The sequence below is a fragment of the Kitasatospora sp. NPDC051170 genome (assembly GCF_044455705.1).
Taxonomy (GTDB): domain Bacteria; phylum Actinomycetota; class Actinomycetes; order Streptomycetales; family Streptomycetaceae; genus Kitasatospora.
Genome location: NZ_JBITFA010000010.1, coordinates 101635 through 123964, shown reverse-complemented (window position 1 = coordinate 123964; position 22330 = coordinate 101635). Strand labels below are relative to the sequence as shown.

At 72.2% G+C, this 22330-nt stretch carries 23 protein-coding genes; 1 reads left to right on the top strand and 22 read right to left on the bottom strand.

All coding sequences use genetic code 11. The features are described 5' to 3' along the window. Positions 1 to 80 precede the first annotated feature (80 nt). From ACIBCA_RS21655 to arc, 19 genes are all read right to left on the bottom strand, one after another. A complete protein-coding gene (locus ACIBCA_RS21655) occupies positions 81 to 1016 on the bottom strand; it encodes a dihydrodipicolinate synthase family protein (protein WP_396284571.1) in 936 nt (311 codons plus the stop codon). A gap of 60 nt (positions 1017 to 1076) precedes the next feature. Then, positions 1077 to 2513, bottom strand: coding sequence for an NAD(P)/FAD-dependent oxidoreductase (locus ACIBCA_RS21650; RefSeq protein ID WP_396284570.1), 1437 nt, complete (start codon positions 2511 to 2513; stop codon positions 1077 to 1079). After that, positions 2494 to 2814 carry a (2Fe-2S)-binding protein gene (locus ACIBCA_RS21645; protein ID WP_396284569.1) on the bottom strand — a complete coding sequence of 107 codons (321 nt, stop codon included), beginning with the start codon at positions 2812 to 2814 and terminating at the stop codon, positions 2494 to 2496. The genes ACIBCA_RS21650 and ACIBCA_RS21645 overlap by 20 nt, the downstream gene beginning before the upstream one ends. Before the next feature lie 33 nt (positions 2815 to 2847). Then, positions 2848 to 4002 (bottom strand): NAD(P)/FAD-dependent oxidoreductase, encoded by a 1155-nt coding sequence (locus ACIBCA_RS21640; RefSeq protein WP_396284568.1) that lies wholly within the window; start codon positions 4000 to 4002, stop codon positions 2848 to 2850. Between the two features lie 105 nt (positions 4003 to 4107). Continuing rightward, a complete protein-coding gene (gene tatC, locus ACIBCA_RS21635; RefSeq protein WP_396284736.1) occupies positions 4108 to 5004 on the bottom strand; it encodes a twin-arginine translocase subunit TatC in 897 nt (298 codons plus the stop codon). Positions 5005 to 5142: 138 nt separating this feature from the next. Continuing rightward, positions 5143 to 5418, bottom strand: coding sequence for a Sec-independent protein translocase subunit TatA (gene tatA, locus ACIBCA_RS21630; protein ID WP_396284567.1), 276 nt, complete (start codon positions 5416 to 5418; stop codon positions 5143 to 5145). A gap of 222 nt (positions 5419 to 5640) precedes the next feature. Next, the gene (locus ACIBCA_RS21625; protein ID WP_396284566.1) at positions 5641 to 5814 is read right to left on the bottom strand and encodes a hypothetical protein; all 174 of its coding nucleotides are present in this window, start codon (positions 5812 to 5814) and stop codon (positions 5641 to 5643) included. 51 nt (positions 5815 to 5865) lie between these two features. Further along, complete coding sequence (locus ACIBCA_RS21620; RefSeq protein WP_396284565.1) at positions 5866 to 6096, bottom strand: hypothetical protein; 231 nt, start codon at positions 6094 to 6096, stop codon at positions 5866 to 5868. Positions 6097 to 6099: 3 nt separating this feature from the next. Continuing rightward, the gene (locus ACIBCA_RS21615; protein WP_031069156.1) at positions 6100 to 7056 is read right to left on the bottom strand and encodes a YafY family protein; all 957 of its coding nucleotides are present in this window, start codon (positions 7054 to 7056) and stop codon (positions 6100 to 6102) included. Then, complete coding sequence (locus tag ACIBCA_RS21610) at positions 7053 to 8027, bottom strand: helix-turn-helix transcriptional regulator (RefSeq protein ID WP_396284564.1); 975 nt, start codon at positions 8025 to 8027, stop codon at positions 7053 to 7055. The genes ACIBCA_RS21615 and ACIBCA_RS21610 overlap by 4 nt, the downstream gene beginning before the upstream one ends. A gap of 187 nt (positions 8028 to 8214) precedes the next feature. After that, positions 8215 to 8598 (bottom strand): FKBP-type peptidyl-prolyl cis-trans isomerase, encoded by a 384-nt coding sequence (locus ACIBCA_RS21605; protein WP_396284563.1) that lies wholly within the window; start codon positions 8596 to 8598, stop codon positions 8215 to 8217. A gap of 162 nt (positions 8599 to 8760) precedes the next feature. Beyond that, positions 8761 to 10083, bottom strand: coding sequence for an FKBP-type peptidyl-prolyl cis-trans isomerase (locus ACIBCA_RS21600; protein ID WP_396284562.1), 1323 nt, complete (start codon positions 10081 to 10083; stop codon positions 8761 to 8763). Positions 10084 to 10440: 357 nt separating this feature from the next. After that, positions 10441 to 11430 carry an FKBP-type peptidyl-prolyl cis-trans isomerase gene (locus ACIBCA_RS21595; RefSeq protein ID WP_396284561.1) on the bottom strand — a complete coding sequence of 330 codons (990 nt, stop codon included), beginning with the start codon at positions 11428 to 11430 and terminating at the stop codon, positions 10441 to 10443. A gap of 128 nt (positions 11431 to 11558) precedes the next feature. Continuing rightward, on the bottom strand, positions 11559 to 12920 hold the full coding sequence (gene pafA, locus ACIBCA_RS21590; protein ID WP_396284560.1) for a Pup--protein ligase: 1362 nt from the start codon (positions 12918 to 12920) through the stop codon (positions 11559 to 11561). A 115-nt stretch (positions 12921 to 13035) separates the two neighbouring features. Next, entirely contained in the window at positions 13036 to 13797 is a 762-nt protein-coding gene (prcA, locus tag ACIBCA_RS21585; RefSeq protein ID WP_396284559.1) for a proteasome subunit alpha, read from the bottom strand. Between the two features lie 31 nt (positions 13798 to 13828). Further along, entirely contained in the window at positions 13829 to 14671 is an 843-nt protein-coding gene (prcB, locus tag ACIBCA_RS21580) for a proteasome subunit beta (protein ID WP_396284558.1), read from the bottom strand. Between the two features lie 163 nt (positions 14672 to 14834). After that, a complete protein-coding gene (locus tag ACIBCA_RS21575; RefSeq protein ID WP_031069167.1) occupies positions 14835 to 15053 on the bottom strand; it encodes a ubiquitin-like protein Pup in 219 nt (72 codons plus the stop codon). A gap of 182 nt (positions 15054 to 15235) precedes the next feature. After that, positions 15236 to 16747, bottom strand: coding sequence for a depupylase/deamidase Dop (gene dop / locus ACIBCA_RS21570; RefSeq protein ID WP_396284557.1), 1512 nt, complete (start codon positions 16745 to 16747; stop codon positions 15236 to 15238). Positions 16748 to 16940: 193 nt separating this feature from the next. Continuing rightward, complete coding sequence (gene arc / locus ACIBCA_RS21565; protein ID WP_031069171.1) at positions 16941 to 18707, bottom strand: proteasome ATPase; 1767 nt, start codon at positions 18705 to 18707, stop codon at positions 16941 to 16943. A gap of 284 nt (positions 18708 to 18991) precedes the next feature. Here arc and ACIBCA_RS21560 point away from each other — a divergent pair, with 284 nt between their 5' ends. Then, on the top strand, positions 18992 to 19297 hold the full coding sequence (locus ACIBCA_RS21560) for a ferredoxin (protein WP_396284556.1): 306 nt from the start codon (positions 18992 to 18994) through the stop codon (positions 19295 to 19297). Between the two features lie 30 nt (positions 19298 to 19327). On the opposite strand, the gene ACIBCA_RS21555 is transcribed toward ACIBCA_RS21560, so the two are convergent. From ACIBCA_RS21555 to ACIBCA_RS21545, 3 genes are all read right to left on the bottom strand, one after another. Next, positions 19328 to 19867 carry a hypothetical protein gene (locus ACIBCA_RS21555; protein ID WP_396284555.1) on the bottom strand — a complete coding sequence of 180 codons (540 nt, stop codon included), beginning with the start codon at positions 19865 to 19867 and terminating at the stop codon, positions 19328 to 19330. Between the two features lie 184 nt (positions 19868 to 20051). Then, positions 20052 to 21011 (bottom strand): tRNA (adenine-N1)-methyltransferase, encoded by a 960-nt coding sequence (locus tag ACIBCA_RS21550; protein ID WP_396284554.1) that lies wholly within the window; start codon positions 21009 to 21011, stop codon positions 20052 to 20054. A 79-nt stretch (positions 21012 to 21090) separates the two neighbouring features. Continuing rightward, complete coding sequence (locus ACIBCA_RS21545) at positions 21091 to 22296, bottom strand: site-2 protease family protein (protein ID WP_396284553.1); 1206 nt, start codon at positions 22294 to 22296, stop codon at positions 21091 to 21093. Between the last annotated feature and the right edge of the window lie 34 nt (positions 22297 to 22330).

Sequence of the window (22330 nt, the reverse complement as noted above, 5' to 3'; positions counted from 1 at the left end):
GGCACAACTCCAGTGGGCGAGGCGAACGTCGGGGGTTCCGATCCGGCTGCCCCCGCAGCCGGTCGGGGTGGTTCAGCTGATCAGGCGAGGCCCTCGGCCAGCGCCTTCTCGGTCGCGGCCCGCACGGCCGCCTCGATCTCCGGGGTCAGCGGCCCGCGCGGCGGGCGCACGGGGCCGCCGGGGCGACCGGCGATGTCCATGGACAGCTTGATGGCCTGGACGAACTCCGTCTTGGAGTCCCAGCGCAGCAGCGAGTGCAGCGACTTGTAGAGCGGCAGCGCCGTCTCCAGGTCCCCCTCGACGGCGGCGCGGTACAGCGCGACGGACGCCTCGGGCAGCGCGTTCGGGTACCCGGCGATCCAGCCGACCGCACCGGCCAGCGCCAGCTCCAGCAGCACGTCGTCCGCACCGATCAACAGGTCCAGCCCGGGGGCCAGTTCGGCGATCTCGTACGCCCGGCGCACGTCCCCGCTGAACTCCTTGACGGCGACGATCGAGCCGTCCCCGTGCAGCTCGGCGAGCAGCGAGGGCACCAGGTCGACCTTGGTGTCGATCGGGTTGTTGTACGCGACCACCGGCACGCCGGCCTTGGCGACCTCGGCGTAGTGGGCGCGCACCGAGGCGGCGTCGGCCCGGAAGGCGTTGGGCGGCAGCAGCAGGACGGAGCCGGCGCCGGCCTCGGCGGCCTGCTCGGCCCAGCGGCGGGACTCGGCGCTGCCGTACGCGGCCACGCCGGGCATGACCCGGGAGCCGTCGCCGGCCGCCTCGACCGCCACCTCGACGATGCGGGTGCGCTCCTCGTCGGTGAGAGTCTGGTACTCGCCGAGCGAACCGTTGGGGACGACGCCGTCGCAGCCGGACTCGATCAGCCAGCGGACGTGCTCGGCGTACGCGTCGTAGTCGACGGACAGGTCCGGGCGCAGCGGGATCGCGGTGGCGACCATGATGCCGCGCCAGGGGCGGGTGCTGTCGTGTGCGGTGTGGGACACGGTGTTCTCCTTGGTGAGGTGTGACATTTTATTAGTGGGGACAGGCCGGAGACAAGAGTCTCCGGCCAAAGGTTCAGGAATTCGGATTCACGAGACCGGCGGCTCCCCCGCCGCCAGCTGCGCCAGCGGCACCGGGCACCCGAACGGCCGCCGGTCCGGCGACGGCGCAGGCGCAGGCGAAGCCGCAAGCGAAGGCGCAGCCGCCCCGGAATCCGGGCCCCCCGCCAGGCAGGCCACCGCCGGGCCGCACATCCGCCCCTGGCACCAGCCCATCCCGGCCCGGGTGAGCAGCTTGACGGTCCGGGCGTCGCCCGCCCCCAGCTCCTCGACCGCCTCGCGCACCGCCGCGACCGGCACCTCCTCGCACCGGCAGACGTCGGTCTCCGGCCGCAGCCAGCCCGTCCAGCCCGGCCCGGGCCGGTGCGCGCCCGCCATCAGCTCGGCGAAGGCCCGCAGCCGCCCCCGGCGGCGCAGCAGCGCACCCGCCGGGGCCACCCCGGCCACGGCGTGCGCGGCCAGCGTGCCCTCGGCGATCGCGAGGTCCGCGCCGCCGACGCCGTTGGTCTCCCCCGCGGACCACAGGCCCGGCACGCTGGTCGCCATCCGCGCGTCCACGGCCAGGGCCACCGCGCCGTCCGGGCAGGTCCGGGTGGCGGCGCCCAGCTCGGTGGCCAGGTCGATCTGCGGCAGCAGCCCGTGCCCGACGGCCAGGGCGTCGCAGTCGATGCGCCGCTCGCTGCCGGGCACCGGCCGCCAGTCGCCGTCCAGCCGGGCGACGGTGACGCCGGTGACCCGGTCCGTCCCGTGCGCCTCGACGACGGCGCTGCGCAGCCGCAGCCGCACGCGGTGGCGCAGCAGCGCCGTGCCGTGCCCGGCGCCCTCGACGAGCTTGGCGGGGACGGCCGCCAGCACGCCGGGCCGTCGGGCGTACCCGAGGTAGCCGGTGGCCTCGACCACCGCGGGCACCGAGGCCCCGGCGGTGACCAGCGAGGAGGCCGCCGCGAGCAGCAGCGGCCCGCTGCCGGCCACCACGATCCGCCGCCCGGGCAGCACCAGGCCGGACTTCAGCATGGCCTGCGCGCCCCCGGCGGTGACGACCCCGGGCAGCGTCCAGCCGGGGAACGGCAGCTGCCGCTCGTACGCGCCGGTGGCGAGCAGCACGTGCCGCGCCCGCAGGGCCGTACGGTCCCCGGCGTCCGGCCCGCGCGTGACGTGCACGGTCCAGCCCTCGTCGGTGCGCTCCAGCGCCCACACCTGGTGGCCGCCGCGGAACTGCGCGCGCGACTGCGCGGCCAGCCGCCCGGCCAGGCCCGTGTAGACGGACCATCCGTGGTGCAGCCGCTCCGGCCGGGCCGCGCCCATCCCGGGCGCCGGGTGGCGGTAGTACTGCCCGCCGGTGGCCCCGGAGCCGTCCAGCAGGGCGCAGCGCAGCCCCAGGTCGGCGGCGGTCACGGCGGCGGCCAGGCCGGCGGGGCCGGCCCCGATGACCACCAGGTCGAACGCGTCAGACGGCGAGGTCGGCACGGCCGTGGCCCTCCTGGGTGGTGACGACGGTGCCCGGCTCGGCGGGCAGCAGGCAGGTGCGCTGGTTGGGCCGGCCGTCGACGACGGCCAGGCAGTCGAAGCAGGCGCCGATCCCGCAGAACGCCCCGCGCGGCTTCCCGCCGACGCGGGTGGTGCGCCAGGCGAGCACGCCGTCGGCCCAGAGCGCGGCGGCGATCGACTGCCCGGGCAGCGCGGGCACGGCCCGGCCGTCGAACTCGATGTGGTGGGCGGGCCCGGGCTCGGCCCCGACCAGCCCGGCGGGGGTGCGGCGGCGGCTCATCGGCTGCCTCTCCAATCCAGCGATCTCGACATCTCAGACAGTGGGGAACCGGTCGGCCCGGAACGGCGCGAGGTCCAGCTCCGGCCGCTTGCCGGTCAGTTGCTCGCTGATCAGCAGCCCGGTGGCCGGGGCCAGCCCGATGCCGGCCCCCTCGTGCCCGCAGGCGTGGTACAGCCCGGGCACCCGGGCGTCCGCCCCGATGGCGGGCAGGTGGTCCGGCAGGTACGGGCGGAAGCCCCGGTAGGCCCGCATCACGGTCACCTCGGCGAGCACCGGGAACAGCGCGGCGGCCTGCCCGGCGAGCCGGCGCAGGACCTCCTGGGAGAGCGTGCGGTCGAAGCCCACGCGCTCCCGGCTGGCGCCGATCAGCACCGGCCCGCCGGGGGTGCCCTCGACGACGCCGGAGGTCTGGAGGTCCGCCGATCCGCTGGCCACGTCGGCCACGTAGTCGGCGGCGTACACCTTGTGCCGCACGATCCTGGGCAGCGGCTCGGTGACGAGCACGAAGCCGCGCCGGGGCATCACCGGCAGGTGCACCCCGGCCAGGGCCGCCAGCTCGCCGCCCCAGGTCCCGGCCGCGTTGACGACGGCGGGCGCGGCCAGCTCGCGCCGCTCGGTCCGTACGCCGCGCACCGCGCCGTCCGGGCCGCGGTCGACGGCGGTGACGCTCTCGCCGGTGATCAGCTCGGCGCCCATCCGCCGGGCCTCGCGCAGCAGGTGGGCGGCGGCGAGGGCGGGCTGGACCTGGGCGTCCTGCGGGTAGAGGAAGCCTCCGGCGAGCCCGGGCGCGAGGTGGGGTTCCAGCTCGTGCAGCCGCTCGGCGGGCACCTCCTCGGCCTCCACCCCCGCGCCGGCCTGCGTCGCGGCGAACTCCCGCAGCGCCTGCTGTCCCTGCGGCGTGGAGGCGACGACCACCCCGCCCTTGGGCTCGTACTCCATGGCCGGGCCGAAGGCCTCGTCGAGCTCGCGCCAGAGCCGGGTGCTCAGCAGCGCGAGGTCGAGCTCGGGCCCGGGCGCCTTGTCGGAGACCAGCAGGTTGCCCTCGCCGGCGCCGGTCGTCCCGCCGGCCACCGGGCCGCGGTCGACGACGGCCACGGCGAGCCCGGCGCGGGCGGCGTAGTACGCGCAGGCGGCGCCGACGACTCCGGCGCCGACCACGACGACGTCCAGGGGAGGTCTCCGAGTCATCAGCACGCCAGTAATATGTCACATGCCATCCACCCTGCCAAGGCTTCCGGAACAGCGAGGAGCCCCGGCCGGCGGGCCGGGGCTCCTCGCTCGGTGACCACGGGATCAGGTGATGTCGTCCATCTGCTCACGACGCGCCGCCGGCACCGGCGCCGCGCTCGCCACCGGGGCGCCCGAGGCGTGCACGTCCTCGATGCCCGCGACCGGCTGCACCGACAGGTCCAGGTGCGAGGCCTCCTCGTCGTCCAGGTCCGCGTCCGGGTTGCGGCGCCGCCTGCGCCGGTCGTTCAGCAGCGCGATGCCCACCGCGATGAAGTACAGCGCCCAGATCGGCGCGGCCAGCGCCAGCATGCTCACCGGGTCCGCGCTCGGCATCGCGAAGGCCGCGAACACGGTGATCGCCATGACCATCCCGCGCCACCAGCCCAGCAGCCGCTTGCCGGTCACCATGCCGACCATGTTCATCATCACGAGCAGCAACGGGAACTCGAACGCCAGGCCGAAGACCAGCACCATCCGCGTCGCGATGTCGAAGTAGTCGTTCGGCGGCAGGATCGGCGTGGTCCCGCTCGGGGTGAACTGGATCAGCACCTCGACGGTCGTCGGCAGCACCAGGAAGGCCACGGCCACGCCCGACAGGAACAGCGGCGCCCCGCACGCCATGAAGATGACGGTGTACTTCTTCTCGTGCTTGTGGAGCCCGGGCGCCACGAACGCCCACACCTGCCACAGCCACACCGGCACCGCGCCCACCACGCCGGCCGTCAGCGCCACCTGGAGCATGAAGGTGAAGCCGGAGGTCAGACCGATGTTGGAGACCTGCGCGCACTTGCCGTGGTAGTGCTCGACCTGTTCGGTCGTGGTGCACTGCGGCAGCGGCTTGAGCAGGAAGCTCTCGATCTGCTTGTGGTAGATCAGGGCGACGATCGTGATGACCACGATCGCGAGGGCCGACTTGACCACCCGGTTGCGCAGTTCCCGCAGGTGGTCGGCGAGGGCCATCCGCCCCTCGGGATTCTTGGACGCCTTCGGCGCCTTGGACAGCTTGCTCAACCCCGGTCCTCAGAAGATCGTGCGTAGGCCCGCCGGTCGACGGGCCTGAGTGGTCGCGTACGTCACGCCTGTACGACGGGCGGCGGCTCAGCGCCGCCCTTCGCCCTCGGCCTCGGTCACCGGACGGGCCGTGGACGAGGCACCCGGCGCGGACTGGATGGTCTTCGCCGGCGAACCCTCGGACACCGGAGCGGCGGCCGGCGGCGCCGCCGGCTCCCCGTCCGTCTTCATCGCCTTGGCCTCGCTCCTGAGGATGCGCAGGGACTGCCCCAGCGACCGCGCCACATCGGGCAGCCTCTTGGCTCCGAACAGCACGATGGCGAAGATCACGACCACCACGATCGCGGTCATCGAGATGCGCATGCGCGACCACCTTCACTCATGGCGACCCACCGGGCCGTCCGCGCGGATGGTAACCGCTGCGGATGACGCCCCGACGAAGGCCGCCCGAACAGGACAGCGGCCCCCGGCGGACGGTGCAGGAGTGTTCAGGAGCCATCTGAGAGCGTAACGCGACCTCACGCCCGTGCAGCAGCCCCGGTACCGCCGAACCCGCGTCCTGTGCTACCACTCCCGCGATCAGTGCTATCGGGGGACGGCGGCGGAGAGGTCCTCCGCCGCCTCCGCGAGCGCCCGCGAGGCCGTGTCCACGCCCTTGGCCAGCGCCCGCACGTCCGCCCAGAGCCGGATCGCGAGGACCCCGAGGACCAGCAGGCCCGCGGTGGCGAGCAGGACGGCGGCGACGAGCATCCAGGACATGCGCCCCAGCCTATACGCGCGGGCCCACCCCACTTCGCGCCGAAGAAGCCCCTACCCCTCCACCGGCACGAGCCGCATGGTCCGCACCCCCGCCGCCGTGAGCGCCTCGACGATCTTCGCCCCCGCGGGCTTGCGCACCGCCGCCCCGCAGCGCGGACAGCCGAAGCTGTAGTGCGCCTGCTCGGGAGTGCGCCCCAGCGTCAGCCGGAAGTCCTCCGCCGGGAGCTCGACCTTCTCCCGGCACTGCGAGCAGTACACCTTGAACCTGGTCCCGGCTTCCACCCCTCAGGCCCGCCCCTCCCCGTAGGCGGCCAGCGCCTCCCGCGCGGCCGAACGCGCCTGCTCCGCCAGCTCCGGCGGGGAGACGATGCGCCCGTCCCGGCCCAGCCGCAGCGCCAGCGGGCGCAGCTGGGAGGGGTCGGCGCTGCGCAGGGTGATCCGCAGCCCGCCGTCGGGCAGTTCCTCGGCCGTGTCGTGGGTGTAGTACTCGGCCACCCAGCGCCCGCCGGAGGACACCTCGACGACCACCTCCGGGTCGTCCGCCGCCGGGTTGACCAGCCCGCCGCTCAGGTCGCGCGGCTCGCGCCGGGGCGGGTCCGCCGGAACGTCCAGCACCCGGATCTCCGCGACCCGGTCCAGCCGGAACATCCGGTGGTCCTCCGAGGTGCGGCACCACGCCTCGAGGTAGGTGTGCCCCTCGGTGAGCAGCCGGATCGGGTCCACCTCGCGCTCGGTCATCCCGCCGCGCCCGTGCGAGTAGTACCGCAGCCACAGCCGCCGGCCCTCGCTGAGCGCCCGGTCGATGTCCGCGAAGACGTGGCTCTCCGCCTCGAAGGTCACCCCGACGCGGGCGCTGCCCTCGGCGCTCTCCCCGGCCGCGTTCTCGATCTTGGCGACGGCACGGGTGAGCGCCTCGCGGTCCCCGGCCCGCAGCCCGGGCAGCCCGGCCACCGCGCGGGCGGCCACCAGCAGCGCGGTCGCCTCGTCGGCGGCCAGGCGCAGCGGCTGCGCCACGTCGTCGACGTTGTGCCACCAGATCCGCTCGCCGTCGGTGTCGATGTCGAGCAGGTCCCCGCCGCGGAAGCTGGTGCCGCACATCGGCAGCACGTTGAGGTCCCCGATCAGCTCCCGCTCGGAGATCCCGAACGCCCGCGCCACCTCGGCCACCTCGGCCCCGGGGCGCTCGCGCAGATAGGTGACCAGCGACAGCATCCGTCGCGTCTGGTCGATCGCATTGCTCATGCCCGCACATCCTCGAAACCCGCGACCGCCCGCAGCCGGTCGACCACATCCGCCCGCAGCTCCTCCGGCCCGAGCACCAGCACGTCCGGCCCGAACTCGGCGAGGTCGGCGCCCAGCCCGTTGCCGTACGGGATCTCCAGCTCGTCCCAGTCCTCGTCCACCCGGACGCTGCTCAGCGCCTTGGTGCGCAGCGGGAAGCCCGCGCCCCGCCGGACCCGTACGGTCGCGGTGGCGGTGGCGCCCTCCCCGGCGAACTTGGCGACGGTGGCCCGCACGTCCACGTGCTCGGGCACCGGCGCCGCGAAGGCCCCGGGCCTGCTGCGCACCTTGCCGACGATCCGGCTGAGCCGGAACACCCGGGCGTCGCCCCGGTCCCGGTCGTACCCGGCCAGGTACCAGTGCCCGCGCCAGCACTCCAGCGCCCAGGGCTCCACGCTGCGCTGGTCCGCGGCGGACGCGCCGGCCTTGCGGTACTCGAAGGTCACCGGACGGCGGTCCCGGGCGGCGGTGAGCAGCGGCTCGAACGCGGCCTCCCGGGCGGGGATGCGCGGCTCCAGGGCGGTACGGCCCTCGGCCTCGGCGAAGGGGATTCCGGCCGCGCGCAGCTTCTGCAGGGCGCCGCTGGCCGCGCCGGACATCTTGGCCTGCTGCCAGACCCGGGCGGCCAGGGTCAGCGCGGCCGCCTCCTCGGCGTCCAGCGCGATCTCCGGCAGCCGGTTGCGGTCGGGGCGGGCCAGGTAGCCCAGCTCGCCGTCCAGCGCGCTCTCGTCGACGTCGATCACCAGGCCGAGCTCGCGCAGGTCGTCCTTGTCCCGCTCGAACATCCGGTTGAAGGCGTCCTCGCTGCTGTTCTGCCAGGCTTCGCGGTACGCCTCGATGGATTCCCGCAGCTCCTTCTTGGAGAGCGGACGTCTGGTGTTCATCAGGCACAGGGCGAGATTCATCAGCCGCTCTGCCTTGGCGATCGCCATCGCTGACCCTTCCGGTGTGCCGCGCCGCGCGCGGGGTGCGCCAACCGGGCGATCCGCACCCGGCGGGACCGACCGTACCGGTAGCGGTACGCACGGCAAAAGCCGCCTCCGGCCCCGCCCCTTCGGAATCCGGGACGTGACGGCGGGCCGGGCCCCCGAAGAGGCCCGGCCCGCCGTCAGAACCGGCTCAGACGCCCAGCAGGTCGACCACGAAGATCAGGGTCGAGTGCGGCGGGATCGCCGAGGTCGGCGACTGCGCGCCGTACGCCAGGTGCGACGGGATGGTCAGCTCGCGACGGCCGCCGACCTTCATGCCGACGACGCCCTGGTCCCAGCCCTTGATGACGCGGCCGCCGCCCAGCGGGAAGCGGAACTCGTTCGGGCTCCGGTTCCAGCTCGCGTCGAACTCCTCGCCGGTCTCGAAGGTCACGCCCACGTAGCGGACCTTGACGTTCTGGCCCGGCTTGGCCTCCTCGCCGTCACCCACGACGATGTCGCGGATCTTCAGCTCCGTCGGAGCATCGCCGACCGGGAAGTCGATCTCGGGCTTCTCGTTGAGGTTGACGCTCACAGTCCCTCTTCTCACTTTCGCAATCCGTACACGACCGAGCGGCGGGCATCCGCACGCGAGGTCCGTTGCCAGACCACCGTACGGGTGCCCGCCGCCCGTCCGGGAACGGCCACGCGGCCGGACCCGTAGGTCAATCACCCACCATTGTCACCCGAAAGTGGATCAGCCCTGACCGGCGTCGAGGATGTCCACCACGAAGACCAGCGCCGAGTTCGGCGGGATGTCGCCCTGGCCCTTGTCGCCGTAGGCCATCGCCGCCGGGATCACCAGCTCGACCCGGCTGCCGACGGTCTGGCCCGCCAGCCCCTGGTCCCAGCCCGCGATGACCTGGCCGCCGCCCACCGGGAAGGAGAACGCCTGGCCCTTGCTGAGCGAGGAGTCGAAGACCTTGCCGTCCTTGAACAGCGCGCCGGTGTACTGGACGACGACCTTCTCGCCCTTCTCCACCGCCGGGCCCGTGCCCTTGATCAGGACGTGGGTCTTGAGCTCGGTCGGGTCCTTCGCCCCGGCGACCGGGGTGATCTCCGCCGGCTTCTTGCCGTTGTCCTTGACCTGCGGGAACTCCGCGGGCGGCGCGGTGACGGTACCGCCTACCACCGCGTCCGGCGCGTTGGTGTTGCGGATGTCGATGACGAAGATCAGGTCGTCCTTGGCGCCGATCGACATGTCGGCCTTGCCCTTGTCGCCGAACGCGGCGGCCGGCGGGGCCACCACCAGCACGCGGGAGCCCGCCTTCTTCCCGACCACGGCCTGGTCCAGCGCCGGGATCAGCGCGTCCGTGCCGGCCTGGAAGATCTGCGGCTTGCCGTTGTTGTCGTACGAGCTCGGGATGTCCTTGCCCGTGTTCCAGTCCTTGGCGGTGTAGTCCACCGAGGTCCAGTTGTTCTTCTCCACCTTGGGACCGCTGCCCTCGGAGAGGACCTTGACCACGAAGGTGCCGTCCGACTTGTCGCCGGGCACCTGGATCTCGGCCTTCTTGCCGAAGTCGCCCGTGATCGTCGGCAGCACCTTGGCGCTGTCCTTGATCGGCGGCACCGGCTCGGTGGTCGGCGTGGGCGGCGCGGTCTTGGCCGCGTCCGGCTTGGCGGCCGACGGCTCGTCCTTGGTGCCGCCGTCCTTGTTCACCAGGTACAGCGTCACGGCGCTGCCGGCCAGCAGCACGGCGAGGACCGTGCCGAGGATCACACCGAGACGGCCCACTCCGGGCGGGTTCTCGTCGTACCCGGCCTCGGAGAGGTCGGCCCGGCGCACGTTGCTGGCGAAGATCTGCGGGGCGTCGTCGCCGTCCTCCTTCGGCGCACCGGCCGGACGCGGGCTCTCGCCCGGCTGCGCCCAGCCCGCCTGCTGCGCGAGGATCGCCGGGGGCACGACGATCGACTCGCGATCCGCCGCAACCGACCCGCCGGAACGCGAGGCGGCCGGGTCACCGGCGGGGCCGTTCGCCGCGGTGCCGTCGCCGCCCGGGCTCGGCGTCTTCTCAGTCATGACTCCCCATCCATCTCGCCACGAGGTCTTCAGGTCCGCACCCGGCGTGGTGAGAGCCGGGCCGCCCGCCGCACCGCCCGCCCAGGACCTGGGCGCCGGGCGGCGCCTGCCACAGTGCGAGGGCAGTATGACAGCTCAGGATGAGGGCGGACGCGAGCGTCCGCCCAAGCCTACGGAATCCCCCGGGCCAGTTCCTAGGGCGTGCCTGACAATTCCCGCCGGGCGGGCGGCGCCGGGGCACGCACCTCGACGGCTTCTCGTCAGTCGCCAATGCTCCGCAGTGGCTCCCTCCTCGGCACCGCCGATGCACGCACCCCAACGCCGCCCGCTCATCCGACGCCAATTGTCAGACCCGCCCTAGACCGCTTCGAGAATGTCGATCACGAAGACCAGCGTCGAGTTCGCCGGAACGGCGCCCTGCGCCTTGTCCTGGTAGCCGAGCGCGGGCGGCACCACCAGCAGCACCCGGCTGCCGACGTTCTGCCCGACCAGGCCCTTGTCCCAGCCCTCGATCACGCTGCCGGTGCCGATCTGCACCGCCTGCGCGCCGCCGTGCGTCCAGGAGGCGTCGAACTGCTGGCCGTTGCTCCACAGCACGCCGGTGTACTGCACCACCAGCGTCTGCCCGCTCTTGACCGGCTTGCCCTCGCCCTTGACCAGCACCGCCTGCTGGAGGTCCGCCGGCGCCGCCTGCCCCTGCGGGACGGTGATCGTCATCGGCGCCTTGCCGTTGTCCTTGACCTGCGGCAGCGTCGCCGCCGCCTGCGTCATCGCCCCGGTCAGCGTGGAGTCCGCCGGCAGCGCCTCCACGATGTCCAGGACGAACACCACCGTGTCCCCCTTGGCCACGCCCAGCTGGTCCGACCCCTGGTCGCCGAAGGCCGCCGCCGGCGGGGCCACCACCAGCAGCCGGGTGCCCACCTTCTTGCCGATCACGCTCTGGTCCAGCGCCGGCACCAGCTGCCCGCTGCCCGCCTGGTACAGCTGCGGCTTGCCGCTGGGATCGTACGAACTGGGCAGGTCCTTGCCCGTCGTCCAGTCCTTCGCCGTGTAGTTGACCGTCACCCAGTCGCCCTTGTTGACGGCCGACCGCTCGCCCTCGCTCACCGTGTTCACCACGAACTGCCCGCCGGGCCGGGCGCCCTCGGGGATGGTGATGGTCGCCTTGCTGCCGAAACCGCCGCCGGACAGCACCGGCATCGGAGAGGCCTCGCTGACCGGAGCGGGCACGGTCGGAGGCGCACTGGCCGTGGACGGCGTCGCCGGGGAGGCCGCCTTGGGCGAGCTGCTGCACCCGACGGCGAGCAGCAGCGGCAGCGTGAGAAGCAAACCGGCGGTGCGGCGCACGGTGGTCCTAACTGTCGGTCGAAGTCGGCCATCCCAACTCGACGCACAGCGTATGCCCGGCACGCCTCCGGCCCCGGTAGACACCACCGGGGCCGGACAGCACCTTGATCACGGAGCCCGCCGCGGGATCACATCCCCGCGATGAGCTTCTCCACCCGCTCGTCCACCGACCGGAACGGGTCCTTGCACAGGACGGTGCGCTGCGCCTGGTCGTTCAGCTTCAGGTGCACCCAGTCCACCGTGAAGTCCCGTCGCTGCTCCTGCGCCCGCCGGATGAAGTCCCCGCGCAGCCGGGCCCGGGTGGTCTGCGGCGGCACCGACTTGGCCTCGAAGGTCTTCAGGTCGGTGGTCACCCGCTTCGCCTGGCCCTTGCCCTGGAGCAGGTAGAACAGCCCGCGGCGGCGGTGGATGTCGTGGTACGCGAGGTCGATCTGCGCCACCCGCGGGTTGGACATGCTCATCTGGTGCTTCTCGCGGTAGCGCTCGATGAGCTTGTACTTCATGATCCAGTCGATCTCGGTGGCCACCCCGTCGAGGTTCTCGCTGCGCACGGCCTCCAGGGTGCGGCCCCACAGGTCGAGGACCCGGGCGACGGTGCCGGTGTTGATGCCCTTGCGGTCGGCGAACTCCAGGGCCTTGGTGTAGTACTCCTCCTGGATGTCCAGCGCGCTGGCCTCCCGGCCGTTGGCCAGGCGCACCTGGTGGGTGCCGGTGAGGTCGTGGCTGACCTCGCGGATCGCCCGGATCGGGTTCTCCAGCGTGAGGTCGCGCATCACCACCCCGGCCTCGATCAGCCGCAGCACCAGGTCGGTGGAGCCGACCTTGAGCAGCGTGGTGGTCTCCGACATGTTGGAGTCGCCGACGATCACGTGCAGCCGGCGGTAGCGCTCGGCGTCCGCGTGCGGCTCGTCCCTGGTGTTGATGATCGGACGGGAGCGGGTGGTCGCGGAGCTCACGCCCTCCCAGATGTGCTCGGCCCGCTGGCTGACGCAGTAGACCGCGCCGCGCGGGGTCTGCAGCACCTTGCCGGCCCCGCAGATCAGCTGCCGGGTGACCAGGAACGGGATGAGCACGTCCGCCAGGCGGGAGAACTCCCCGTGCCGGGTCACGCAGTAGTTCTCGTGGCAGCCGTAGGAGTTGCCGGCCGAGTCGGTGTTGTTCTTGAAGAGGTAGACGTCCCCCGCGATGCCCTCCTCGTGCAGCCGCCGCTCGGCGTCCACCAGGAGTCCTTCGAGGATGCGCTCGCCCGCCTTGTCGTGCGTCACCAGCTCGACGACGTCGTCGCACTCGGGGGTGGCGTACTCGGGGTGGGAGCCGACGTCGAGGTAGAGGCGGGCGCCGTTGCGCAGGAACACGTTGCTGCTGCGGCCCCAGGAGACGACCCGGCGGAACAGGTACCGCGCCACCTCGTCCGGCGACAGCCGCCGCTGCCCGCGGAACGTACAGGTCACGCCGTACTCGTTCTCCAGCCCGAAAATCCGGCGGTCCATGAGCACTCCCTTGTCTGTCGGAGCTTCCGAAACCGCCTCCACGACGACTGGGCCGCCGCAGGGGCACCGGAGCCCCGTACGGCGGTCGGGCCGCCGCACGGGACTCCTCCTGGTACTACTCGTCCGACGCCGGGGTGGCCGCCGGCCTGTCCTCGTCGTCCGACTCGGCGGACTGGTCGCCCTCGAGCAGACGGGCGAGCTGGTTGCCGAGGATGCGCTTGAACTTGCGCTGCTGGAACCGCTGGCGGTCGAGGACGGCCACCTCCAGCTGCTCCGGGGTCAGGGTGCGCGGGCTGCCCCCGTTGGGGTCGCGGGCCAGCGAGTCGACCGCGACCTTGACGGCCTCGGTCAGGCTCAGCCCGGCGCGGTGGCGCTGGCCCAGGTAGTTGCCGATGGAGTCGGCGTTGCCGCCGACCACCACGTAGTTCTTCTCGTCGACGACCGAGCCGTCCGGCGTGAGCCGGTAGATCTGGTCCTGGTCGACGTCGCGGCCGACCTCGGCCACGATCAGCTCGACCTCGTACGGCTTGTCGCCGACGGAGGAGAAGATGGTGCCCAGCGTCTGGGCGTAGACGTTGGCCAGGCCCCGGGCGGTCACGTCGGCCCGGTCGTAGGAGAAGCCGCGCAGGTCGGCGTAGCGGACGCCGCCGATGCGCAGGTTCTCGAACTCGTTGTAGCGGCCGACCGCCGCGAAGGCGATCTTGTCGTAGATCTCGGAGACCTTGTGCAGCGCCCGCGAGGTGTTCTCCGCGACGAAGACGATGCCGTCGGCGTAGGTGAGCACGACCACGCTGCGGCCGCGCGCGATGCCCTTGCGGGCGTACTCCGCGCGGTCCGCCATGGCCTGCTGGGGTGAGACGTAGAACGGTGTCGACACCGGCGGTCGTCCCTTTCCTGTGAGGTGGCGGCTAGATCAGCGGGGCCTGCGGGCCGTTGGGGCGGGTCAGGCGCTCGTCGGTGATCGCGACGGCGATCTCGGCGACCTCCGAGTCGGTGAGCCGGCGGAAGCCGTCCTCCGTGATCAGCGAGACGATGGGGTAGATCTTGCGGGCGAGGTCCGGGCCGCCGGTGGCGGAGTCGTCGTCGGCCGCGTCGTAGAGCGCCTGGATGACCAGGGTGGCGGCCTGCTCGGCCGTCAGGTCCTCGCGGTAGAGCTTCTTGAGCGAGCCCCGCGCGAACACCGAGCCGGAGCCGGTGGCGGCGAACCCGCGCTCCTCCGAACGCCCGCCGGTGACGTCGTAGTTGAAGATCCGGCCGCGCCCGAGGTCGACGTCGTAGCCGGCGAACAGCGGGACGACGGCCAGGCCCTGCATCGCCATGCCCAGGTTGCCCCGGATCATGGTGGTCAGCCGGTTGGCCTTGCCCTCCAGGGAGAGCGTGGTGCCCTCGATCTTCTCGTAGTGCTCCAGCTCCAGCTGGAACAGCCGGACCATCTCGACCGCGAGGCCCGCGGTGCCGGCGATGCCGACCGCGCTGTACTCGTCGGCCGGGAAGACCTTCTCGATGTCGCGCTGGGCGATCACGTTGCCCATCGTCGCCCGCCGGTCGCCGGCGATCACCACGCCGCCGGCGAAGATCGCGGCGACGATCGTCGTGCCGTGCGGCGCCTCGACCACGGCCCCCTCGGGGAGCCCGCGGTGGCCGGGCAGCATCTCGGGCTTGTGCTCGGCGAGGAAGTCCAGGAACGAGGACGACCCCGGAGTCAGGAAGGCAGCCGGTAGACGCCCGGTGCCACGGATGTTGGCTTCCACACGATTCCTTCCAGGTAGCTTGAAGCGCGCGCTGCCCGCACCCTACCCGCCCGACGATCATCGTCCGAGGGTGGAGGGCCGGTGCCGGACGGCCGGGCGGCCGGGCCGCCCGGCCGCGTTTCGACGGTCGCGACCGTGAATTCCCGAATACCGGGAGCGGGGGCTATTGCCCGCCCTTCTGCACGAATCCGCGCACGAAATCCTCGGCGTTCGACTCGAGCACCTCGTCGATTTCGTCGAGAACCGCGTCGACGTCGTCGCTCAGCTTTTCCTGGCGCTCCTTGAGGTCGTCGGAATTCTGGGTTTCCGCCGCCTGCTCCTCGACCTCCTCGGAAGAGCGGTTCGCCCGCTGCTGGCCGCCGCCGGTGTCCTTGCTCGCCATTTCCCTCACCCCGCTCGATTCGTCTGGCACGGTTTGGTCGGTGGGTCGGTGCTGGTTGCACCGACCCTATACACAAGGTGCGACTGCCGCTCCCGGTTTGCCGGTGGCGCTTCCTGTCCAACACCCGCTGCCACCCCGGATGATTCCCATTCGGCGGACGTTCACCCGTGGTGATCGAAAAGTTACCCGCCGGCCAGGACGCGGAGGAGGTCCTCCGCCGTGCGGCAGCGGTCCAGCAGCTCCTTGACGTGGTTGCGGGTGCCGCGCAGCGGCTCCAGGGTGGGCACCCTCTGCAGCGAGTCGCGCCCCGGCAGGTCGAAGATCACCGAGTCCCAGGAGGCCGCCGCGACGTGCTCCGCGTACTGGTCGAGGCAGCGCCCGCGGAAGTAGGCCCTGGTGTCCTCCGGGGGCTGGGTGACGGCCCGCTCGACCTCCTCCTCGGTCACCAGCCGCTCGAAGCGGCCGCGGGCCACCAGGCGGTTGTAGAGGCCCTTCTCGGGGCGCACGTCGCTGTACTGGAGGTCCACGAGGTGGAGCCGGGAGTTGTCCCACTCCAGGGCGTCCCGGCTGCGGTAGCCCTCCAGGATCTCCCGCTTGGCGATCCAGTCCAGCTGCTTGGAGAGCGACATCGGGTCGTTCTCCAGGCGGGTCAGGACGTCCTCCCAGCGGGCCAGCACGTCCACGGTCTGCTCGTCGGCGTCCGTGCCGAAGCGGTCCTCGACGTACTTGCGGGCCAGCTCGAAGTACTCCAGCTGGAGCTGGACGGCGGTGAGCTTGCGCCCGTTGCGCAGGGTGATGAGGTGCTTGAGGTTCGGGTCGTGGGAGACCCGGTGCAGGGTGCGCACCGGCTGGTCGACGGCGAGGTCGGAGGCGATGAAGGAGTCCTCGATCATCGACAGGACCAGCGAGGTGGTGCCCAGCTTGAGGTAGGTGGAGATCTCGGAGAGGTTGGCGTCCCCGATGATCACGTGCAGCCGGCGGTACTTCTCGGCGTCGGCGTGCGGTTCGTCGCGGGTGTTGATGATCGGCCGCTTGAGGGTGGTCTCCAGCCCGACCTCGACCTCGAAGTAGTCGGCCCGCTGGCTGATCTGGAAGCCGTGCGCCGAGCCGTCCTGGCCCAGGCCCACCCGGCCGGCGCCGGTCACGACCTGGCGGGAGACGAAGAACGGCGTGAGGTGGCGGACGATGTCGGCGAAGGGCGTCGCCCGCTTCATCAGGTAGTTCTCGTGGGTGCCGTAGGAGGCGCCCTTGTTGTCGGTGTTGTTCTTGTACAGGAGGATGTTCTGCCCGTTGGGCAGCTCCAGCGCGCGCCGGGCGGCGGCGGCCATGATCCGCTCGCCGGCCTTGTCCCAGAGCACGGCGTCGCGCGGGTTGGTCACCTCGGGCGAGCTGTACTCCGGGTGCGCGTGGTCCACGTAGAACCGGGCCCCGTTGGTGAGGATCACGTTGGCGAGGCCGATGTCCTCGTCGGTCAGCTGGCTGGCGTCCGCCACCTCGCGCGCGAGGTCGAACCCCCGCGCGTCGCGCAGCGGGTTCTCCTCCTCGAAGTCCCAGCGGGCCCGCCGGGCCCGGTGCATCGCCGCCGCGTACGCGTTGACGATCTGGGACGAGGTGAGCATGGCGTTGGCGTTGGGATGCCCGGGCACGGAGATCCCGTACTCGGTCTCGATCCCCATCACGCGCCGTACGGTCATGCGGCCCTCCTTGCCCGGTGCCCCGCCCCCGACGGGCGGAACACGCTGACGTACCGCTGAACAACACCGGCGCCGGCGTTGTGCCCGCGGACGGTGGGTCGAGCCTAGAACCCGGCACTGACGGGCGGGCCCCGAGACGCGCCGTCCGGCTGCGGGGCCGCGAGGCGCCACAGCCGGACGGTGTGCAGGTGCCTTACAGGTACTGCCCCGTGTTGGCGACGGTGTCGATGGAGCGGCCGGACTCGGCGCCCTGCTTCCCGGTGACGAGGGTGCGGATGAAGACGATCCGCTCGCCCTTCTTGCCGGAGATGCGGGCCCAGTCGTCCGGGTTGGTCGTGTTGGGCAGGTCCTCGTTCTCCTTGAACTCGTCCACGCAGGCGGCGAGCAGGTGGGAGACGCGCAGACCGCGCTGACCGTGGTCGAGGAAGTCCTTGATGGCCATCTTCTTCGCGCGGTCGACGATGTTCTGGATCATCGCGCCGGAGTTGAAGTCCTTGAAGTACAGGACCTCCTTGTCGCCGTTGGCGTAGGTGACCTCCAGGAAGCGGTTCTCCTCCGTCTCGGAGTACATCCGCTCCACCACGGACTGGATCATCGCGGCCACCGTGGCCCCGAGGGAGCCGTCGTGCTCCTTGAGGTCGTCCGGGTGGAACGGCAGCGAGTCCTTGAGGTACTTGGAGAAGATGTCCTTCGCGGCCTCGGCGTCGGGGCGCTCGATCTTGATCTTGACGTCCAGGCGGCCGGGCCGCAGGATCGCCGGGTCGATCATGTCCTCGCGGTTCGAGGCGCCGATGACGATGACGTTCTCCAGGCCCTCCACGCCGTCGATCTCGGCGAGCAGCTGCGGGACGATCGTGTTCTCCACGTCCGAGCTGACACCCGAGCCACGGGTGCGGAAGAGCGACTCCATCTCGTCGAAGAAGACGATGACGGGCGTGCCCTCGCTCGCCTTCTCCCGGGCCCGCTGGAAGACCAGGCGGATCTGCCGCTCGGTCTCGCCCACGTACTTGTTGAGCAGCTCGGGGCCCTTGATGTTGAGGAAGTAGCTCTTCCCCTGCGGACGGCCGGTGACCTCGGCGACCTTCTTGGCCAGCGAGTTGGCGACCGCCTTGGCGATGAGCGTCTTGCCGCAGCCGGGCGGGCCGTAGAGCAGGACGCCCTTGGGCGGGCGCAGCTCGTACTCCTTGAAGAGGTCGGCGTGCAGGTACGGCAGCTCGACCGCGTCGCGGATCTGCTCGATCTGGTTGCCGAGGCCGCCGATCTGCCGGTAGTCGATGTCCGGGACCTCCTCGAGGACCAGCTCCTCGACCTCGGACTTCGGCACCACCTCGTACACGTAGCCGGAACGCGGTTCCAGCAGCAGTGCGTCCCCCGCCCGGATGGTGATCCCCCGCAGCGGTTCCGCGAGGCGCACCACCCGCTCGTCGTCGGTGTGGCCGATGACCAGGGCGCGCTCGCCGTCCTCGAGGATCTCCTTGAGGGTGACGATCTCGCCGATGCGCTCGAAGGCCATCGCGTCCACGATGTTGAGGGCCTCGTTGAGCATCACCTCCTGGCCACGCCGCAGTTCGTCGAGGGCGACGGTGGGGCTGACGTTGACGCGGAGCTTGCGCCCCCCGGTGAAGATGTCCGCGGTGCCGTCCTCGTTGGCTTCGAGGAAGGTGCCGAAACCCGCCGGGGGCTGTGCCAGCCGGTCCACTTCCTCCTTGAGGGCCACGATCTGGTCGCGGGCCTCACGCAGGGTGGAGGCGAGCCGTTCGTTCTGGGCGGTCACGCCGGCCAGGTTGGTCTGGAGCTCGACGATCCGCTCTTCGAGGATTCTCGAATTGCGCGGCGAGTCGGCGAGCTTGCGGCGCAGCACGGCGATTTCCTGCTCAAGGAACGAGACCTGAGCGGCCTCGTCGGAACCACGAGCGGGCCTGCCGGTGCTGCGGTTGTAGTCGTCATCGTGGGCTGCCACGGTCCTCACCTCCTCCGGGGAGCTGGACGCTTCCAGACCCTACCTGGGACCAGGGGTCCGTAAACCCCTAGATCAAGAAAGATGGAACGGGCGTGTCCGATCTTCGCCCCAGCGTGCTTCCCCTCTGCTAAGGGGATACCCACCGCGCACCGGCCAAAGCGGGCCAGATGTATCGTCGAGCGAAGTGATATCCGATCGCGACCGGTACTCAGGGTCCGATCGTTGTACGAATGGCGGGATTGCCCCGGAAACGGGGTCGACCCGGGACAGAAACGGCAGGGGACATGTCGGTGACCGAGCAGACGGCGGAGCAGGCCGAGCAGCTGGAGGTGTGGATCGACCAGGATCTGTGCACCGGCGACGGCATCTGCGCGCAGTACGCCCCCGAGGTCTTCGAGCTGGACATCGACGGGCTGGCCTATGTGAAGGGCCCTGACGAGGAGTTGCGCCAGCAGCCCGGGGAGAGCGCCCCGGTGCCGCTGACGATCCTTCAGGACGTGGTGGACTCGGCGAAGGAGTGTCCCGGCGACTGCATCCACGTGCGCCGGGTCTCGGACCGGGTCGAGGTGTACGGGCCGGACGCCGAGTAGCGGCGCCCGGCCGGCGTCCGTCTCGCGGCGTCAGGTACGGCTGACCGGGGCGGCGGTCTGGGAGCGTTCCCAGCCGCCGCCCCTGCGCGTCCAGGTCAGGTCGAGCGCGAGGTCGGGAGCGTAGCGCGGCACGTCGTCGCTCGAATACCCCTGCGCGTGGCCGGTGATGGCGCCATCCGAGCGCAGCGCGAGCCGGCCGACGGTGAGGTTCTCCCGCTCGGAGAGCAGGGTGGCGAGCACGGTGGGGGTGCGGTCGGCGCCGAAGCCCAGCAGGTAGACGGCGTCCGGCGGGGTGCCGTTCTCGGCGTCGCAGTGCGCGGCGACGACGGTGGCCGGTTTTCCGTCGGCGAGGACGGCGGGCACGCTGAGCGCGGGCTTCACCGGGAACGGGCCGCAGTCGAGCGGCAGTTGGGCCCTGCTCGGGTCGGGGGCGGCGGCAGCGGGCAGCGCCGAGGGAGTGGAACGCAGCGGCACCGGGGTGCCGGTCGCCGGGGAGGCGGCGAGGGCGGTGGCGACCACCGCGCCGCAGCCGGCGAGGGCAAGGGCCCAGTGCCAGGCGGAAGTTCGCACGTGCCCGGGACCCGTACGGCCCCGCGGTGTCTGCTGTCCGGCCTGCGCCTTGACCGCGGTCTCCACCAGGCGTCCCCTCCAGCGGTGTGGGTGAGGCAGCATCGTCCCACACCGGGGAGGCGCGCACGACGAAGGGGGTGGTACGGGCCGGAGCCCGCACCACCCCCTTCACGTCGCTGAAAGGTCAGCCGAGGTCCGGCTGCTCCGGGTCCGCCTCGCGAGCGGCCTTGCGCGCCGCGGCGCGCTCCTGGAGCGTCATCTCGGACGCCCCGTTGTCGTAGTCCTCGCCGTACGCGCCCTTGGCGGGGCGGCGGCGGCGCAGCGGCGGCTCGACGCCGTCCGCCAGGCGGCGGGCGGTGAGCAGGAAGCCGGTGTGGCCGATCATCCGGTGGTCCGGGCGGACGGCCAGGCCCTCCAGGTGCCAGGTGCGCACCATGGTCTCCCACGCCTGCGGCTCGGTGAAGCTGCCGTGCTCGCGCAGCGCCTCGACGGTGCGCGACATCTGCGTGGTGGTGGCCACGTAGCAGCAGATCAGGCCGCCGGGGACGAGCGCCTTGGCGGCGACGTCCAGGCACTCCCAGGGGGCGAGCATGTCGAGGATGACGCGGTCGACGTCGGTCTCGACCAGGTTGTCCTGGAGGTCGCCGACGGTGAGCTTCCACGCCGGGTGCGGGCCGCCGAAGTAGCGCTCCACATTGCCCTGGGCGATGTCGGCGAAGTCCTGCCGGCGCTCGTACGAGGCGAGCATGCCGGTGTCACCGACGGCCCGCAGCAGGTACGTGCTGAGCGCGCCCGAGCCGACTCCGGCCTCGACCACGCGGGCACCCGCGAAGATGTCGGCCATCGCCAGGATCTGACCCGCGTCCTTGGGGTAGATCACGGCGGCGCCGCGCGGCATGGACAGGACGTAGTCGGGGAGCAGGGGGCGCAGCGCGAGGTACGGGACGTTCCCCGTGGTGCGCACGACCGTGCCCTCGGGGGCGCCGATCAGCTCGTCGTGGGGGAACGCACCCTTGTGGGTGTGGAACTGGTTCCCTGCCTGGAGCGTGAACGTGTAGTGGCGACCCTTGGGGTCGGTCAGCTGGACCTGGTCCCCGACCTGGAAGGGCCCGCGTCGGCGGGCGGCACCGGTCGGTTCGGACATGCGGGCAATCCTACGGGAAGCGCACCGGCCCGCCCGACCAGGGGCGTCGCGGAACGATCACGGCCCCCGCGGCGGCCGCTCAGTACCGGGCCAGGGCGGAGCTGAGGCGCTGCTCGATGTCGGTGAGCGCGGCGACGCCGTACATCCGGCCGTCCGCCTCGACGACGAGGTACTCCCCCGCCGGGGTGGCCTGGAGGGCGCGCAGCAGGTCCTCGCCGCCGAGGTCGGCGTCCAGGCGCATGCCGGGCTCCAGGTCCCGGGAGAGCGGGCCGACCGAGACCCAGGGGCGGCGGTGCTCGGGCACGGCCCGTACGGCCGACTCGCGGACGATGGCGATCGGCTCGCCCCGGCCGTCCACCACCACGACGGCGCCGGCCTGGGCCTCGCGGGCGCGGCGCATGGCCTCGCCGAGCGGGGTGTCGGCGGTGACCTCGACGGCGCGGCGGGCGACGTCGCGCAGCCGCAGGCCCGGCAGGACCTCCTTGAGGCGGGCGTTGCGCAGGCTGCTCGTGGCGCCGTTCCAGATGATCGCGGCGAGGACGGCGGCCAGGACGGCGTCGACCAGGGTGTCCGTGCCGGAGCGCTCGGTGGTGCGGGCCGCGTTGAGCAGCGGCAGGCCGACCAGGACGGCGACGGCGAGCACCCGGCCCGCCCAGGCGGCGGCGACGGTGCCGGCCATGGGCCGGCCGGTGATCGCCCAGACCACGGCGCGCAGCATCCGGCCGCCATCCAGCGGCAGGCCCGGCAGCAGGTTGAAGGCGGCGACGACGAAGTTGGCGACCGTCAGCCCGGTGAGCAGCACCCCGGGCACGGTGTCGAGCTCCACGGCCTGCACGCCCAGCAGGAACAGCCCGCCGAGGACGAGCGAGAGCAGCGGGCCGACGAAGGCCAGCCAGAACTCGCGCCAGGGCGACTCGGCCTCGTTCTCGATCTCCGAAACGCCGCCGAAGAACTGCAGCTGGATGCGCCGCACCCCGAGCCGGTAGCGCAGCGCGACCAGGGTGTGGGCGAGCTCGTGCACCAGGACGGAGGCGTAGAAGGCGACGGCGAAGAAGAACGCGAGGAGGTAGCGGGCGCCGCCGAGGTCGGGCAGGACGTCGCCGAGCTGGCCGCCGAAGACCCAGGTGATCAGCGCGGCGATGACGAACCAGGAGGGGGTGACGTAGATCGGAACGCCGAAGGGGCGGCCCATCAGGATGCCGCCGCGCCCGGGCGGGGCCGGGCGGCGCCCGCGGTCGTCCTGCGGCGGCTGGTCGGAGGTCTGTTGCCCCCTGCTGTCGCTCACCGTGATCCCTTCGGTCGTCTCCCCCGCGTCGTGC